Consider the following 15,277-nt stretch of genomic DNA (forward strand, 5'->3'; position numbering starts at 1 on the left):
GTCTCCAGGACGGCGTACGGATCACTCGTGGTCGTCGGGGTGGTCACCCCTGTTGCTGGGCCTGGCGGGCGCGCAGCTCCTCCTCGGCCTCCATGACCTCCGGCGGCGCGATGCCCTCGAAGTCCTCGGCCTCGGCGACCTTGCGCACCTCGATGCGCTCACCGGCCCGGAACGGCGCCCGGCGGGCCCAGGACACGGCGTCCTGCAGCGAGTCGACCTTGAGGATCCAGAACCCGCCGACCAGCTCCTTGGCCTCGGCGAACGGGCCGTCGGTGACGGTCGGCTCCTCGCCGTCGAAGGCGACGACCGCGCCCTTGGCGCTGGGCAGCAGGCCCTCGCCCGCGAGCAGGACGCCGGCGTCGACCATGGCGGTGTTGAACGCCGCCATCTCCTCGAACATCGCGGGGTCCGGCGGCGTCTCCGCCTGGGCGGCCTCGTCGTACTTGAGCAGCAGCATGTAGCGCACGGGGAGTCTCCTGGTGTCGTTTCGTCGGGGTGGTCAGACCTGCTCGCGCTCGGCCACCCGCCGGCGCAGGGTGGCCTCGGCGTCGAGCACCTCGGCGGGCGCGATGCCCTCGAGGTCGGACATCTCGGCGATCCGGCGGACCTGCAGCCGCACCCCCGGCCCGATCGGGCAGCGGCGCGCCCACTGCTCGGCCTCGGCGCGGGAGGCGACCTCGAGGATCCAGAACCCGGCGACGAGCTCCTTGGCCTCGGTGAAGGGCCCGTCGGTGACGGTCGGGGTCTCGCCGTCGGTGGTGACCTCGAAGCCGTCGGCGCTGGGCGTCAGGCCCTCCGCCGCGAGCAGCACGCCGGCCTCGACGAGGTCGTTGTTGTAGCGGCCCATCGCCTCGAAGATCTCCTCGACGGGCGGGGCGTCCGGGCCGCCCACCGCCATCGACTCCGGGGCCTCCATGATCAGCATGTAGCGCATCGGGCTCTCCTCGCGGCTCGTCGGCGGGGTCGTCCACCCCGCCGCTCGCCTCTGCGTCGAACGAGTCGGCCGGTCTTCGACACCGATCCGGAAGATTCTTCGGGTCGAGCTCCGCTTCGCTCCGTCTCCCGTTTTCTACCGCAGGGTGCCGAGCCAGTTCGAGAGGAGTTCGGCCCCCGCCTCGCCCGACTTCTCCGGGTGGAACTGGGTGGCCGCGAGCGGGCCGTTCTCGACGGCGGCGACGAAGTCCTCGCCGTGGTGGGCCCAGGTAACCCGCGCCGGACGGAAGTGCTCGGGCGCCTCCTGCTCCCAGCGCCGCGCGGCGAACGAGTGCACGAAGTAGAAGCGGGTGTCGGGCGACATCCCGGCGAACAGGACACTGTCCTCGGGCGCCCGCACCGTGTTCCACCCCATGTGCGGCAGCACCGGGGCCTGCAGCTTCTCGACGGTGCCGGGCCACTGGCCCGCGCCCTGCGCCTCCTCGCCGAACTCCACGCCGCGCTCGAAGAGCACCTGCATGCCCACGCAGATGCCGAGCACCGGGCGCCCGCCGGCGAGGCGCTGCTCGATGAGCCGCTCGCCGTGCACGGAGCGCAGCCCGGCGGCGCAGGCGGCGAACGCCCCGACGCCCGGGACGACGAGCCCGTCGGCGGCGAGCGCCGCGCGGCCGTCGGCGGTGACCTCGACGTCGGCGCCCACGTGCTCGAGCGCGCGTTCGGCCGAGCGCAGGTTGCCGGAGCCGTAGTCGAGGACGACGACCCGCGGGGCGCGCGTGGTCGGGCGCGGCACGGACGGGGCGGGAGAGCTCACGGTGTCCAGATTACCGAGCGGCCCGGACCCGGGACCTCCCGCGCCGCGAGCACGAGGAGCCGGCCGGGGCCCGGCGGGTCGTCCCCCTCGACGGGGTGGACGTAGCCGTCGGACACGAGGCGGGCGACGGCGCGGTCGTAGCCGCCCGAGGTCCAGGTCTCCTCCGCGACGGTGGCGACGAGGACGCCGCCCGGCCGCAGCACCCGCACGAGGCCCGTCAGTGCCTCCGCGCCGAGGTGACCGGGTGCGAGCGCGCCGGCACAGGTCAGCGCGCCGAACTTGCCGCCCGCGCCGGGCGCGGAGCGCCGCAGGTCGGCGGGGCCGAGATCGTTGTAGACGCCGCGGCGCCGCGCGCGCTTGAGCATGCCCGGCGAGAGGTCGAGGCCGTCGATCGCCCGGAAGCCCCGTGCGGCGAGCGCGACCCCGACGAGGCCGGTGCCGCACCCGGCGTCCAGGACCTCGGTCTCGGGCCGCACGAGCTCCGCGAGACGGTCGGCGATCTGCGCCGCGGTGCGGTGCCCCGTGAGCGCGGCGACGTCCTCGTCGTCGTAGGTCGGGGCCCACTCGTCGTAGACGCGGCGGGTGACGGCGACGTCCGTCCCGGCGTCGAGGAGGGCCAGGCGGGCGGCGGCGCCCACGACACTGTCCACACTGCCTCCCCGGTCGGTACGAGTCGACGGGCCTGGTTCCCGATCGGGGTCGCGCCCTACCGTCCGGGTGACGCAGACATCACGGATCCGGCGTCAGGGCAGCAGCCGCAGCACGGCCCCGCCGACGGCGAGCACCGCGAGGACGGCGCAGATCACCGCGCCGACCTTGTTGCGCGGCCAGAAGCTCACGACCCCGCCGACGAGGAACCCGCCGAGCGCCAGGAGCCCGACGATGAGGACGTCAGAGCCGGTCACGACTCCAGGACGCCCTTGGTCGACGCCGGCCCCTCGAGGCGCGGGTCGGGCTCGGTGGCGGCGCGCAGGGCGCGGGCGATCGCCTTGTACTCGGCCTCGGTGATGTGGTGGGGGTCGCGGCCGCCGGTGACCCGCACGTGCAGCGCGATGCCGGCGTGGAACGCGATCGACTCGAAGACGTGGCGGTTGAGCACCGTCGGGTAGTTGCCGCCGACGACGAACCCGGCCATCGACTCGGGCTCACCGGTGTGCACGCAGTACGGCCGCCCGGACACGTCGACGACGGCCTGCGCGAGCGCCTCGTCCATCGGGATCCAGGCGTCGCCGAAGCGGCGGATGCCCGACTTGTCGCCGAGGGCCTGCTTGAGCGCCTGCCCGAGCACGATCGCGACGTCCTCGACGGTGTGGTGGGCGTCGATCTCGACGTCGCCGGTGGCCCGCACGACGAGGTCGAGCGCGCCGTGCTTGCCCAGCGCGTCGAGCATGTGGTCGAAGAACGGCACCCCGGTGGCGACCTCGGTGCGGCCCGTGCCGTCGAGGTCGATCTCGACGAGCACGCTCGACTCCTTGGTCACGCGCTCCACGCGTCCCGTGCGACTCACGCCTTCCAGGGTACGGATCGGGCGCCCGTCCTACCGCCGTACCACCCGCGCGTGCACCGCGCCGCTCTCGCCGACGACGGTGCTCTCGACCCGGTAGCCCTCCGGGAGGGCGGTCAGGCCCTCGAACAGCCGCTCCCCCGCGCCGGCCAGGATCGGCGCCACGACGAGGTTGAGCTCGCCCACGAGACCCTCGGCGAGGAACGCCCGCACCGTCGCCACACCCCCGCCGAGGCGGACGTCCCGGCCGCCGGCGGCCGTCGTCGCCCGCGCCAGCACCTCCGCGGGCGACCCCTGCACGAAGTGGAAGGTCGTGCCGCCGTCCATCGGCAGCGACGGGCGCGGATGGTGGGTCATGACGAACACGTCGTGGTGGTACGGCGGGTCCTCGCCCCACCAGCCGCGCCAGCTCTCGTCGGGCCACTCGCCGCGCACCGGGCCGAACATGTTCCGGCCCATGATCGTGGCGCCGACGTTCTCCTCGCCCGCGAGGAAGGCCGCGTGGTCCACGCCGGTCCCGTCGCTGTCTCCATGGTCGAGCTCCCCTATCGGCGTGCTCGTCTCACTGCTTCGTCTCCGGGCGAAGCTCGGCATCATCCACGCGTGCAGCTCGTCGACGCCGTCGCCGAAGGGCGCGTCGACCCGCTGGTCCGTCCCGGTGCCGAAGCCGTCGAGGGTGATCGTGAACGCGTGCACGCGCAGACGGGTCATGGTGTCCTCCCCGGACCAGTGATTGCAGTTCGCAACCGGTAGCGAGGACGCTAGCGTCATGCAGTGGTAAAGTGCAACCACTCGAGGCCCCGGGAGGCGCCCATGCGGCAGGACGGACGATCCGGCTGCCCGATCAACCGCGCGGTCGAGGCGCTCGGCGACCACTGGACGCTCCTGGTGCTGCGCGACATCACGTTCGGCGGCCGGCGCCACTTCCGGGAGCTGCTGGCCGGCTCCGAGGAGGGCATCGCGTCGAACATCCTCGCCGACCGGCTGCACCGCCTCCTCGACGACGGGATGCTCACCCGCGACGACCCCGGCCGCGGCCGCCGCGCCACCTACAGCCTCACCGAGTCGTCGATCCAGCTGATCCCCGTCTTCGTCGCCCTCGGCTCCTGGGGCCTGCGCCACCGCGAGACCACCGAGGAGCTGGCCGTGCGGGCGCGGCTCCTCGAGGAGGGCGGGCCGGCGATGTGGGAGGACTTCATGGCCGAGCTGCGGGTGACCCACCTCGGCGCGCCCGCCCCGGGCCACCCCCGCGAGCGGGTGCTCGAGCGCCTGCGCGCGGCGCGGGAGGCGGCGCGGGCGAGCTAGCCGGCCAGCACCTGCGCGCTGACCTCGAGGAACCGGTCGTTCTCCTCCGGCGTGCCGACGGTGACCCGCAGCATCCCGGGGATGCCGACGTCGCGGACGAGCACGCCGGCGTCGAGGTAGGCCTGCCACGCCGCATGGGCGTCCGCGTGGCGGGCGGGGAAGCCGCCGTAGAGCAGGAAGTTCGCGGTGCTCGGCACCACCTGGGCGCCCAGCTCGGCGAGCGCGGCGGCGATCCGGTCGCGCTCGCGGGACAGGGTCGCGACGAGCGCGAGGGTGTCGTCGGCGTGCTCGAGGGCCGCGAGCGCGGCGGCCTGGGTCAGCGCCGAGAGGTGGTAGGGCAGGCGCACGAGCATCAGCGCCTCGATCACCGCCGGCGCCGCCGCGAGGTAGCCCAGGCGCCCGCCGGCGAACGCGAACGCCTTGGACATCGTGCGGCTGACGACGAGCTTGTGGCCGAGGGGCTCGAGCAGCTCCACCGCGCTCGGGCCCGAGGAGAACTCGACGTACGCCTCGTCGACGACGACGAGCCCGGTGGCGGCCTCGGCGATCGCCCGCAGCTCGTCGAGGTCGATCGACTGGCCGGTCGGGTTGTTGGGCGTGGTCACGAACAGCACGTCGGGTCGCTTCTCCCGCACGACGTCGACGGCCTGGGCGGCGTCGAGGGAGAAGTCGTCGCGGCGCGGGGCGGGCAGCCACTCGGTCCGCGTGCCCGCGGCGAGGATCGGGTGCATCGAGTAGCTCGGCTCGAAGCCCAGCGCGAGCCGCCCGGGCCCGCCGAACGCCTGCAGCAGCTGCTGGAGCACCTCGTTGGACCCGTTGGCGGCCCAGAGGTTCTCGGTCGCGAGCGGCACGCCCGTGGCCCGCGTCAGGTACGCGGCCAGCGCCGAGCGCAGCGCTGTGTGGTCGCGGTCCGGATAGCGGTGCAGCGTCGCGGCCGCCTCGCGCGTCGCCCGGGCCACGCTCTCCACCAGCGCGGGCGGCGGCGGGAACGGGTTCTCGTTGGTGTTGAGCGCGACGGGGACCTCGAGCTGCGGCGCGCCGTAGGGGCTGCGCCCGCGCAGGTCGTCGCGCAGCGGGAGGTCGTCGAGGGAGACGCCGGCACCGATGACGTCGCTCATCTCAACGGTCCTTCCGGCGCCCGAACCGCGCGGTCACGGCCTGCCCGTGCGCGGGCAGGTCCTCGGCGTCGGCGAGCGCGACCACGCGGTCGGCGACCTCGGCCAGCGCGTCGGCGGAGTAGTCGACGACGTGGATGCCGCGCAGGAACGTCTGCACCGACAGGCCGCTGGAGTGCCGCGCGCACCCGGCCGTCGGGAGCACGTGGTTGGAGCCCGCGCAGTAGTCGCCGAGCGAGACCGGGCTGTGCGGGCCGACGAACACCGCGCCGGCGTTGCGCACCCGCGCGGCCACGCCGCGGGCGTCCTCGGTCTGGATCTCCAGGTGCTCGGCGGCGTAGGCGTCGACGACCTGCAGGCCGTCGGCCACCGACGCCACCAGGATCGTCCCGGACTGCGGCCCCGACAGCGCCGTGGTGATCCGCTCGGTGTGCTTGGTGGTGGCCACCTGGGCCTCGAGCTCGGTGTCGACGGCGTCGGCGAGCTCCGGCGACGTCGTCACGAGCACCGAGGCGGCGGCCGGGTCGTGCTCGGCCTGGCTGATGAGGTCGGCCGCGAGGTGCACCGGGTCGGCGGTGGCGTCGGCGAGGATCGCGATCTCGGTGGTGCCCGCCTCCGAGTCGATGCCGATCCGCCCGCGCAGCACCCGCTTGGCCGCGGTGACGTAGACGTTGCCCGGGCCGGTGACCATGTCGACGGGCTCGAGGACGGTGCCGTCGGTGTCGACGCCGCCGTAGGCGAGCAGCGCGACGGCCTGGGCGCCGCCGACCGCCCACACCTCCTCGACGCCGAGCAGCGCCGCGGCCGCGAGGATCAGCGGGTGCGGCCGCCCGCCGAACTCGGCCTGGGGCGGCGAGCAGACGACCAGCCCCTCGACGCCCGCCTCCTGGGCCGGGACGACGTTCATGACGACGCTGGACGGGTAGACGGCGAGCCCGCCCGGCGCGTAGAGCCCGACGCGCGCCACCGGCACCCAGCGCTCGGTGACCGTGCCGCCGGGCACGACCTGGGTCGTCGTGTCGGTGCGGCGCTGGTCGGCGTGCACCGTGCGCGCCCGCTCGATCGAGGTCTCCAGCGCGGCGCGGACGTCGGGGTCGACGCCGTCGAGCGCCTCGCGCAGCGCCGCGACGGGCACTCGCACCGACTCCGGGCGCACCCGGTCGAACTGCTCGGCGAACTCGAGGGCGGCCTCGGCTCCGCGATCGCGCACCGCGGCGATCACCGGCTGCACCCTCCCGACGACCTCGTCGACGTCGACCGCGGCGCGGGGGACGATCGCCCTCAGCTCGGCGGGAGCGGGGACGGCGGCGCGCAGGTCGATCCGGGACAGCACGCGTCCAGGGTAGTCACGGCCGGGTCGTCACGTTCCGGTCCGCGTCCGGGTGTGACCGAACACGAACCAGCGCATCGCGCAGTACATGAACACCGCCTCGCAGGTCCCGGCAGCCAGGCGGGCGAGCTGGTAGGGCACCCCGACGGCAGCGAGCGCGTGCGTCACGCCCAGCACGATCACGGCGTAGTTGACGGCGATCACGCCGACGTAGCGCCCGATCTGGGTGCCGACCGGGCGCTCGGGGTCGAAGTTCAGCCAGCGGTTCAGCACGAAGCTCAGCGCGAAGGCCGTGCCGTACGCGAGGGTCACGCCGGCCCACAGCGGCAGGTGCAGGCCGTCGATCAGCAGCGAGAGCAGCACGAGGTCGACGGCGAACGTGAACCCGTTGACGACCGCGAAGCCGACGAGGCTCGGCGCGACGATCCGGCGCAGCCGCCCGGGCAGGACGCCGACGACGGCGGCGCAGGCGCGACGGAAGCGCTCGCGGGAGTCGGCCACGCCGCCATCCCACCGACCCGACGGCCCCGCGCGCGGGGCATCGGACGGCATCGGGATGACGGGCTGGTGAACTTTGTCGGCCGCGCCGAGGAGATGCGCCCGTCAGTGCTCCTTCGTCGCGCCACCGCGCGACCTCCGGCGCGAAGAGCTCTACTGCCCGTTGCGGGTGATCGAGAACGTCGACGTCCGCAGCCCGGTCCCGCCGGTCCAGGGCTCGAAGCCCGCCTGGACGCTGGTGAGGAACCAGGTCGGCTTGACGACGCCGGCGCGCTGGGCCTCGCGGACGAAGTCGGTCAGGGGCAGGTTCGCGACCGACGTGACGGGCGTCTTGCGGACGAACGAGATCACCGGCAGGTCGATGCGGCCGTACCACACCTCCCAGCGCGTCCCGGCCAGCGTGATCTCGTAGTACTTCTTCCCGATCGGCTGGACCCACGACGTCCGGTTGAGCCAGACCATCATCTCGGCGCCGGTGTTCCGGCCCGTCTGGCCCGCCACGGGGTCGAACCAGACGTCGTAGGCGGTGTTGTACTGCTGGGTGCCCGTCCCGGTCGGCCTCGAGGTCGTCCAGGTCGAGCGCAGGGTGCCGAGGTCGGAGACCCGGCGCGGGAACGGGCTCTTCGCGGTGCAGTAGCCGTAGACGCAGCCGCGGTAGATCGACGGGTAGCCCGCGGGCCCGGTGTTGTTGGTGTGCCGGGCCGTGTCGACGGTGAAGCCGACACCGGTGCTCGCGGCGGTGATGCACTGCTCGGTGCTCGCGCCCCAGCGGTTGTTCTGCACGACGTAGGTCGCGCCGGCGAGCGGGAACGAGCCGAACTGGTCGCAGGTCCGGGCGGGTGCCGCGACGCCGCTCCCCGACCCCGTGAGCAGGCCCGTCGCGATCAGCCCGCCGATCACCGCGCCGGCGAGCCACCTCTGCCGCATCCCCATCCGATCCCCCCGAGAGTCGTCGGCGTGTCAACGCGCGGCGGGCCTCGGAGGTGTGTCACCCACTCGGGTCCGTGATCGCCCGGTGACCGTGCGAGACGTCATCGACCTGATCACCGATCGGTACTGGTGTGACGGGTGGTCGGGTGGGCACTCTGCACCGCGTGAGTGCGAAAGCCGAGATCGGCGTCAGCGGCCTGGCCACGATGGGGCGCAACCTCGCCCGCAACCTCGCCCGCCACGGGCACGTCGTCGCGGTGCACAACCGCAGCGCGCAGCGGATGCGGGAGCTCGTGGAGAACTTCTCCGACGAGGGCACCTTCGTCGGGGCCGAGTCCGCGCAGGACTTCGTCGACGCCCTGGAGCGTCCGCGCCGGATCGTGCTGATGGTCCCGGCCGGGGCGGCGACCGACGCGGTGATCGACGAGTTCGTCCCGCTCCTCGACCAGGGCGACGTCATCATCGACGCCGGGAACGCGCACTTCCTCGACACCCGCCGCCGCGAGAAGGCGCTGTCGGAGAAGGGCCTGAACTTCGTCGGCATGGGCGTCTCGGGCGGCGAGGAGGGCGCCCTCAACGGGCCGTCGATCATGCCCGGCGGGCCGAAGGAGGCCTACGACGCGCTGGGCCCGCTGCTCGAGGACATCGCCGCGAAGGTCGACGGCGAGCCGTGCTGCACCCACATCGGCGCCGACGGCGCGGGCCACTTCGTCAAGATGGTCCACAACGGCATCGAGTACGCCGACATGCAGCTCATCGCCGAGGCCTACGACCTGCTGCGCAAGGGCCTCGACCTCTCCCCCTCCGCGATCGCCGACACCTTCCGCCAGTGGAACGCCGGCCGCCTCGACTCCTACCTCATGGAGATCTCCTCCGAGGTGCTCTCCCACGTCGACGCGGACACGGGGAAGCCGTTCGTCGACGTCGTGGCCGACGAGGCCGAGCAGAAGGGCACCGGGCGCTGGACCGTGCAGGGCGCGCTCGAGCTGGGGGTGCCGGTCACCGGCATCGGCGAGGCGGTCTTCTCGCGCTCGCTGTCGGGCCACCGCGACCTGCGCGACGCCGCCCGCGACCTGCCCGGCACGTCCGGGGCCGTGCTCGAGGGTGCCGCGGCCGAGGGCTTCGCCGACGACATCGAGCAGGCGCTCTACGCGTCCAAGATCGTCGCCTACGCCCAGGGCTTCAACCAGATCCAGGCCGGCGCCGCCGAGTACGACTGGTCGATCGACCTCGGCGCCGTGGCCTCGATCTGGCGCGGCGGCTGCATCATCCGCGCCCGCTTCCTCGACGAGATCACCGCCGCGTACCGCCGCGACCCCGAGCTGCCGACGCTGCTGACCGACACCTCGTTCCGCGAGGCCCTCGCCGGCGCGCAGGACGCGTGGCGGCGCGTGGTCTCGGTGGCCGCCCAGCTCGGCATCCCGGCGCCCGGCTTCTCCACCGCGCTCGCCTACTACGACGCGCTGCGCTCGGAGCGGCTGCCGGCGGCGCTGATCCAGGGCCAGCGCGACTTCTTCGGCGCCCACACCTACCGGCGCACCGACCGTCCCGGCGTCTACCACACGCGCTGGGCCGAGGAGGGGCGTCCGCAGGAGGAGCGCTGAGCAGTCAGGTCGCGCGGTTCCGCTCGGCGGCGGCCGCGACCTCCACCGCCACCCGGGCGACCTCCTTCTCGCGCTGCTTCGCCTCGTAGCGCGCCATGATCTCGCCGATGACGCCGATCAGCATGCCCCACGACGCGACGACGAACAGCCAGGTGCCGGCCCGGGTGAGCGTCGGGCTGAGGAAGAACAGGCTGCCGACGACGAAGGCGAAGTTGCCGAACAGGGCCACGCCCAGGTGGACCCAGGGATAGTCGTGGGCGGACCGGCGGATGTTGCGGATGTAGATCAGCAGCAGCATCCACCGAGGGTCGACCCGCCGGGCGGACGGCGGGTCACCCGCGGGGAATGAAGAGGTGCTGGCCCGAAACGGACGAATCACACCCCTGCGCGGGAGAATGATCGCCGTCCCGTTCGTTCCCCTCCCATGCCGACGCTCCTCCCCGCGATCAGCGCCGCCGCTCCCCCGGCACCTCCCGCTCCCCCGACGGACTCCGGGCTCGCCGGCTGGGCCACCGACCTCATGTCGTCGTTCGGGGCGCCCGGTGCCGGGCTGATCGTCGCGCTCGAGAACCTGTTCCCGCCGATCCCGAGCGAGATCATCCTGCCGCTCGCCGGGTTCGCGGCCGGGCGCGGCGAGTTCTCGCTGGTCTCGGCCATCGTGTGGACGACGGCGGGCTCCGTGGTCGGCGCCGTCGCGCTCTACCTCATCGGCATGCTGGCCTCGGACGCCTGGCTGCGCCGCACGCTCGCCCGCATGCCGCTGGTCCACGAGCGCGACGTGGTCAAGGCCGAACAGTGGTTCGACCGCAACGGGCGCATGGCCGTCTTCGTCGGCCGGATGATCCCGGGGGTGCGCTCGTTCGTGTCGATCCCCGCCGGGCAGCGCCGCATGCCGTGGTGGGAGTTCGTCGGGCTCACGGCGCTCGGCAGCCTGATCTGGAACAGCGTGTTCGTCGGCGGCGGCTACGCGCTGGGGTCGCGGTGGCACCTCGTCGAGCGGTACGCCGGGGTGTTCCAGACGGTCGTGATCATCGTCCTCGGCGCCCTCGTGGTGACCATGCTGATCCGGCGCTACCGACGCCACCGCGAGGTCAAGAAGATGGAGGCGCCGACCCAGGTGATCGAGCGCCCCACCTTCTGGTGACGATCTAGGCGAGCCCCTGCTTGCTGCGGTTGCGGGCCTTGTGCCGCTCCTGGGCGTCGAGGATGACCTTGCGGATGCGCACCGCGCCCGGGGTCACCTCGACGCACTCGTCCTCGGAGCAGAACTCGAGGGACTGCTCGAGGGACAGGATGCGCGGCGGGGTGAGGCGCTCGAGGACGTCCTGCGAGGACTGACGCATGTTGGTCAGCTTCTTCTCGCGGACGATGTTGACCTCCATGTCCTCCGAGCGCGAGTTCTCGCCGACGACCATGCCGCCGTACACCGGTGTGGTCGGCCCGACGAAGAGGTCGCCGCGGTCAGCGAGCAGCCCGACGGCGTGGCCGGTCACCGCGCCCGCGCGGTCGGCGATCAGCGAGCCCGAGATGCGGGCGCGCAGCTCGCCGACCCAGGGGCCGTAGCCGTCGAAGAGCTGGTTGGCGATGCCGGTGCCGCGGGTCTCGGTGAGGAACTCGGTGCGGAAGCCGATGAGGCCGCGCGAGGGCACCCGGAACTCCATCCGGACCTGGCCGGACGCCGAGTGCGCCATCTCGAGCATCTCGCCCTTGCGGGCGGCGAGGAGCTGGGTGACCGCGCCGAGGTGCTCCTCGGGCACGTCGACCGAGAGGCGCTCGAACGGCTCGTGGACCTTGCCGTCGACCGTCCGCGTCACGACCTCGGGCTTGCCGACGGTGAGCTCGAAGCCCTCGCGGCGCATCTGCTCGACCAGGATCGCCAGCGCGAGCTCGCCGCGGCCCTGGACCTCCCAGGCGTCGGGACGCTCGGTGGGCAGCACGCGCATCGAGACGTTGCCGACGAGCTCGGCATCGAGGCGGTTCTTCACCAGGCGGGCGGTGAGCTTGGTGCCCGGCTTGGGGTCGCGCCCGGCCAGCGGCGAGGTGTTGATGCCGATGGTCATGGCGATCGCGGGCTCGTCGACCGTGATGCGCGGCAGCGGGCGGGGGTCCTCGGGGTCGGCGAGGGTGTCGCCGATGGTGACGTCGGCGATCCCGGCGACGGCGACGATGTCGCCGGCGTCGGCGTACTCCGTCGACACGCGCTCGAGCGCCTCGGTGCGCAGCAGCTCGGTGACCTTGACCCGGGTGACCGAGCCGTCCGCGCGGCACCAGCCCACCTGCTGGCCGCGGCGGATGCGGCCCGAGCGCACGCGGCAGAGCGCGATGCGGCCGAGGTAGGACGACGCGTCGAGGTTGGTGACGTGGGCCTGCAGGACGCCGTTCGGGTCGTCGGTCGGGGCCGGGACCTGCGACATCAGCGTGTCGAACAGCGGCTGCAGGTCCGGCGAGTCGGGCACGGTGCCGTCGGCGGGACGCTCGGTCGACGCCTTGCCCGCGCGGGCGCTGGCGTAGATCACCGGCAGGTCGAGCAGGCCGGCGACGACGTCGTCGTCCAGGTCGAGGTCGGTGGCCAGCTCGAGCAGCAGCTCGAGGGACTCGTCGACGACCTCGGCGCAGCGGGCGTCGGCGCGGTCGGTCTTGTTCACGACCAGGATCACCGGCAGGTGGGCCGCGAGCGCCTTGCGCAGCACGAAGCGCGTCTGGGGCAGCGGGCCCTCGCTGGCGTCCACGAGCAGCACGACGCCGTCCACCATCGACAGCCCGCGCTCGACCTCGCCGCCGAAGTCGGCGTGACCCGGCGTGTCGATCACGTTGATCGTCGTGCCGTCACGGCGGATCGCCGTGTTCTTGGCGAGGATCGTGATGCCCTTCTCGCGCTCGAGGTCGCCGGAGTCCATGACCCGGTCGACGAGCTCGGCACGCGCGGCGAAGGCGCCCGACTGGCGCAACATGGCGTCGACGAGCGTCGTCTTGCCGTGGTCGACGTGCGCGACGATCGCGACGTTGCGCAGGTCGGCGCGTCCCGCAGAGGACTCGGAACGCTCGGGGGCGGTGACGGACACGCAGGAACTCCAGCCGGAAAAGGGAGTGGACGTCCCCTCCAGGTTACGGGGCGTGATCTGCCGCACCGCCGCCGACCGGGGTGTCCCCCACCACGTCGGCCGCGACGACCTCCCCGATGCGGGGTGCGAGCTTGGCCAGGTTGTCACCCCAGACGACGTGGACCGCCCCCGTGCGGGCCCGGTGGACCCCGTCGCCGGCGCCCCGCATCGGGGTGCAGCGCAGCTCGTCGACCGGCGTCGGGTCGAGGTGGGGCAGCAGGCGGCGGACGTGGTCGACGATCGCTTCGCGCGAGCGGCGGGCGACCTCGTCGGCGCCCAGCTCCCAGGCGGTGTCGGCGTCGGGCAGGTGCCCGCCGACCGCCCAGTGCCCGGAGCGCGTGCGGTGCTGGTAGGTGCTGGCGAGGGGGTGGGCGGGGAGATCATCGCCGCGGGCGTCGAGGTGACAGGCCTGGTCGGCGGGGCCGGCGAACGTGAAGCGGGCGTGGTGCTCGAGCTCGGCGGGGACGTCGACGCCGAGGGGCCGCACCAGGTCCGGCGTGCCGGCGCCCGCGGCGACGACGACGGCGTCGGGCCGGTCGGTGGTCCCGTCGGCGAGGTGGAGGGTGGCGTCGGGGTCGATCGTCTCGACGGTCTGTTGCTCGGGCTGGACGGCGGCGGTGAGGAACGCCCCGGCGGCGACCAGGTCCAGCACGCCGCCGGCCGGGTCGTACAGCACGCCGTCGACCACGCGGTGGATCGCGCCGGCCGCGGTCATCGCCGCCGACCAGGCGGGCACCCGTGGCCCGCTGACCTTGGCCCGCTCGCCGCCGACGAGCGTGCGGCCCGCGGTGATCGACCAGTCGTCCCAGAGCTCCGAGGCGCGCCGGGCCTCGGCGACGAGCCCGGCGTCGCCGTGGGCCACGCGGAAGATGCGCGTGTCGCCCGCCGAGCGGGCCCCCATCGGCGCGCCGGCGTCGAGGCACCGCACCGTGGCACCTGACGTGATCAGCTGGTACGCCGTCGCGAGCCCGACGATGCCCGCCCCGACCACGACCACCCGCATGAACACCAGGGTGGCACCCCGAGCCGCCGGGCCGCAGCGAGGCCCAGCATCGAGGTCATGAGGATCGTGGTGTGGGTTCTGGTGGGTATCGGCGCGCTCGTGGTCATCGGCGGGGTCGTCTGGCCGCTCGTGCAGTGGCTCTTCGGCGCGCTGCTCTGGCTCGTGCCGGTGGCGCTCGTCGTCGGCGGCGGGATCTGGCTGGCGAAGCGGTCGCGCTCTGACAAGGCGGTGGACGGCGCGCCGGGCACGCCGCAGCAGCTGTCCTGACGGTCAGCCCTGCTGGTGGCGGGGCGACTTCTTCGCGAAGACGCCCTCGACAGCGAACGCCGGGAGGACCGCCTTCGAGAGCGGCTTCGAGATCTCGGTGAGCCGGGCGACCCCGTCGGCGCCGAGCCGGCGCCAGGGGCCGAGCGACATGCGCGTCGTGTGGTCCTCGATCTCGCGGCGCAGCGCCTCGCCGTCCGCGGTGAGGGCGTCGCCCTCCATGAGGCCGCGCTCGGCGAGGGCCGCCTTGGCGTCGGCCCACTGCTCCGGCGACCAGCCGCGGCTCTGCTGGGCGAACGCGACCGTGAAGCCCGTGCCCGTGGCGACGTGGGTGACCAGGGCCTCGATGCCGGAGAGACCGGCCGAGACCAGGGCGTGCAGGTGCGCGTCACCGCGGTGCTCGCGCAGCAGCGTCACCGCGTGCCAGAGGTCGAGGTGGGGCTCGTCGGGCCAGGGCAGGTCGGCGTGGCCGGCGTAGAGCGGGCGGTCCTCGGGCGTCGCGCCCTCGCAGGCGCGGCGGGCGAGCTCGGCGGACTCCCGGACCGCCGGCGACGACACCTCGTCGCCGAGGAAGCGGCGCAGGGCACCGTCGGCCGCGCGCAGGCGGGCGTTGACGACGTCGCCGGGCGAGGCGCTCGCCCACACCGACGGCACCGACCGGGCGATCAGCGCCGGGTTGAAGTTGAAGAACGTCGCGGCGACCAGTCCGGGGCCGACCGCGCCCATCGGGGCGGAGCGCTGCGCGAAGTACTGGTCGCGGGGGCGGACGCCTAGTTCCTTGAGCTCCTCCCCGATCTCGGGCACGAAGTAGATCATCGAGTGCAGGGGCTCGAGGCGCTTCGCGAGCGCGGCGGCGTCGGCGGCGATGGTCACGTCATC

At 73.7% G+C, this 15,277-nt stretch carries 19 protein-coding genes; 4 read left to right on the forward strand and 15 right to left on the reverse strand.

The features are described 5' to 3' along the window. Positions 1–43: 43 nt before the first annotated feature. The 7 genes from EV188_RS25575 to EV188_RS25600 form a co-directional block, all read right to left on the reverse strand. Positions 44–457 carry a YciI family protein gene (locus EV188_RS25575; RefSeq protein WP_341770795.1) on the reverse strand — a complete coding sequence of 138 codons (414 nt, stop codon included), beginning with the start codon at positions 455–457 and terminating at the stop codon, positions 44–46. A gap of 42 nt (positions 458–499) precedes the next feature. Beyond that, complete coding sequence (locus tag EV188_RS25580) at positions 500–934, reverse strand: YciI family protein (RefSeq protein ID WP_133829156.1); 435 nt, start codon at positions 932–934, stop codon at positions 500–502. A 135-nt stretch (positions 935–1,069) separates the two neighbouring features. Further along, a complete protein-coding gene (gene hisH, locus EV188_RS25585) occupies positions 1,070–1,744 on the reverse strand; it encodes an imidazole glycerol phosphate synthase subunit HisH (protein ID WP_243741993.1) in 675 nt (224 codons plus the stop codon). Further along, positions 1,741–2,394 carry a class I SAM-dependent DNA methyltransferase gene (locus tag EV188_RS25590; RefSeq protein WP_166660071.1) on the reverse strand — a complete coding sequence of 218 codons (654 nt, stop codon included), beginning with the start codon at positions 2,392–2,394 and terminating at the stop codon, positions 1,741–1,743. The genes hisH and EV188_RS25590 overlap by 4 nt, the downstream gene beginning before the upstream one ends. Positions 2,395–2,487: 93 nt before the next feature. Then, positions 2,488–2,649: a hypothetical protein gene (locus tag EV188_RS31940; RefSeq protein WP_166660072.1), complete on the reverse strand. Its 162-nt coding sequence runs from the start codon at positions 2,647–2,649 to the stop codon at positions 2,488–2,490. Beyond that, positions 2,646–3,251: an imidazoleglycerol-phosphate dehydratase HisB gene (gene hisB / locus EV188_RS25595; RefSeq protein ID WP_133829158.1), complete on the reverse strand. Its 606-nt coding sequence runs from the start codon at positions 3,249–3,251 to the stop codon at positions 2,646–2,648. Before hisB ends, EV188_RS31940 begins: the two co-directional genes overlap by 4 nt. A 30-nt stretch (positions 3,252–3,281) precedes the next feature. Continuing rightward, positions 3,282–3,959 (reverse strand): dihydrofolate reductase family protein, encoded by a 678-nt coding sequence (locus tag EV188_RS25600; protein WP_133829159.1) that lies wholly within the window; start codon positions 3,957–3,959, stop codon positions 3,282–3,284. 102 nt (positions 3,960–4,061) lie between these two features. On the opposite strand from EV188_RS25600, the gene EV188_RS25605 reads away from it, so the two are divergent. Further along, entirely contained in the window at positions 4,062–4,553 is a 492-nt protein-coding gene (locus tag EV188_RS25605) for a winged helix-turn-helix transcriptional regulator (RefSeq protein ID WP_133829160.1), read from the forward strand. On the opposite strand, the gene EV188_RS25610 is transcribed toward EV188_RS25605, so the two are convergent. The 4 genes from EV188_RS25610 to EV188_RS25625 form a co-directional block, all read right to left on the reverse strand. After that, positions 4,550–5,671, reverse strand: coding sequence for a histidinol-phosphate transaminase (locus EV188_RS25610; protein WP_133829161.1), 1,122 nt, complete (start codon positions 5,669–5,671; stop codon positions 4,550–4,552). The genes EV188_RS25605 and EV188_RS25610 overlap by 4 nt on opposite strands. 1 nt (position 5,672) lies before the next feature. Next, a complete protein-coding gene (gene hisD, locus EV188_RS25615) occupies positions 5,673–7,001 on the reverse strand; it encodes a histidinol dehydrogenase (protein WP_133829162.1) in 1,329 nt (442 codons plus the stop codon). A 27-nt stretch (positions 7,002–7,028) separates the two neighbouring features. Further along, positions 7,029–7,499, reverse strand: coding sequence for a GtrA family protein (locus EV188_RS25620; protein ID WP_243741994.1), 471 nt, complete (start codon positions 7,497–7,499; stop codon positions 7,029–7,031). Between the two features lie 150 nt (positions 7,500–7,649). Next, positions 7,650–8,423, reverse strand: coding sequence for a GH12 family glycosyl hydrolase domain-containing protein (locus EV188_RS25625; RefSeq protein WP_166660073.1), 774 nt, complete (start codon positions 8,421–8,423; stop codon positions 7,650–7,652). 167 nt (positions 8,424–8,590) lie between these two features. On the opposite strand from EV188_RS25625, the gene gndA reads away from it, so the two are divergent. Further along, the gene (gndA, locus tag EV188_RS25630) at positions 8,591–10,030 is read left to right on the forward strand and encodes an NADP-dependent phosphogluconate dehydrogenase (protein WP_133829165.1); all 1,440 of its coding nucleotides are present in this window, start codon (positions 8,591–8,593) and stop codon (positions 10,028–10,030) included. A 4-nt stretch (positions 10,031–10,034) separates the two neighbouring features. Here gndA and EV188_RS25635 read toward each other — a convergent pair whose 3' ends face one another. Then, entirely contained in the window at positions 10,035–10,328 is a 294-nt protein-coding gene (locus EV188_RS25635; RefSeq protein ID WP_133829166.1) for a YrhK family protein, read from the reverse strand. A gap of 126 nt (positions 10,329–10,454) precedes the next feature. Here EV188_RS25635 and EV188_RS25640 point away from each other — a divergent pair, with 126 nt between their 5' ends. Continuing rightward, positions 10,455–11,174, forward strand: a complete 720-nt coding sequence (locus tag EV188_RS25640) for a DedA family protein (RefSeq protein WP_133829167.1) — start codon at positions 10,455–10,457, stop codon at positions 11,172–11,174. Positions 11,175–11,178: 4 nt separating this feature from the next. Here EV188_RS25640 and typA read toward each other — a convergent pair whose 3' ends face one another. Together typA and EV188_RS25650 are read right to left on the reverse strand one after the other, a co-directional pair. Then, positions 11,179–13,092, reverse strand: a complete 1,914-nt coding sequence (gene typA, locus EV188_RS25645; protein WP_133829168.1) for a translational GTPase TypA — start codon at positions 13,090–13,092, stop codon at positions 11,179–11,181. A 43-nt stretch (positions 13,093–13,135) separates the two neighbouring features. Then, on the reverse strand, positions 13,136–14,134 hold the full coding sequence (locus EV188_RS25650) for an FAD-dependent oxidoreductase (protein ID WP_133829169.1): 999 nt from the start codon (positions 14,132–14,134) through the stop codon (positions 13,136–13,138). Positions 14,135–14,191: 57 nt separating this feature from the next. Between EV188_RS25650 and EV188_RS25655 the strand changes: the two genes are divergently transcribed. Beyond that, complete coding sequence (locus tag EV188_RS25655; protein ID WP_133829170.1) at positions 14,192–14,401, forward strand: hypothetical protein; 210 nt, start codon at positions 14,192–14,194, stop codon at positions 14,399–14,401. 3 nt (positions 14,402–14,404) lie between these two features. Here the strand turns inward: EV188_RS25655 and EV188_RS25660 are convergent, their stop codons facing one another. Then, positions 14,405–15,265, reverse strand: a complete 861-nt coding sequence (locus EV188_RS25660; RefSeq protein ID WP_424922956.1) for an SCO6745 family protein — start codon at positions 15,263–15,265, stop codon at positions 14,405–14,407. Positions 15,266–15,277: the final 12 nt, after the last annotated feature.

The sequence above is a fragment of the Actinomycetospora succinea genome (assembly GCF_004363095.1).
Lineage (GTDB): Bacteria > Actinomycetota > Actinomycetes > Mycobacteriales > Pseudonocardiaceae > Actinomycetospora > Actinomycetospora succinea.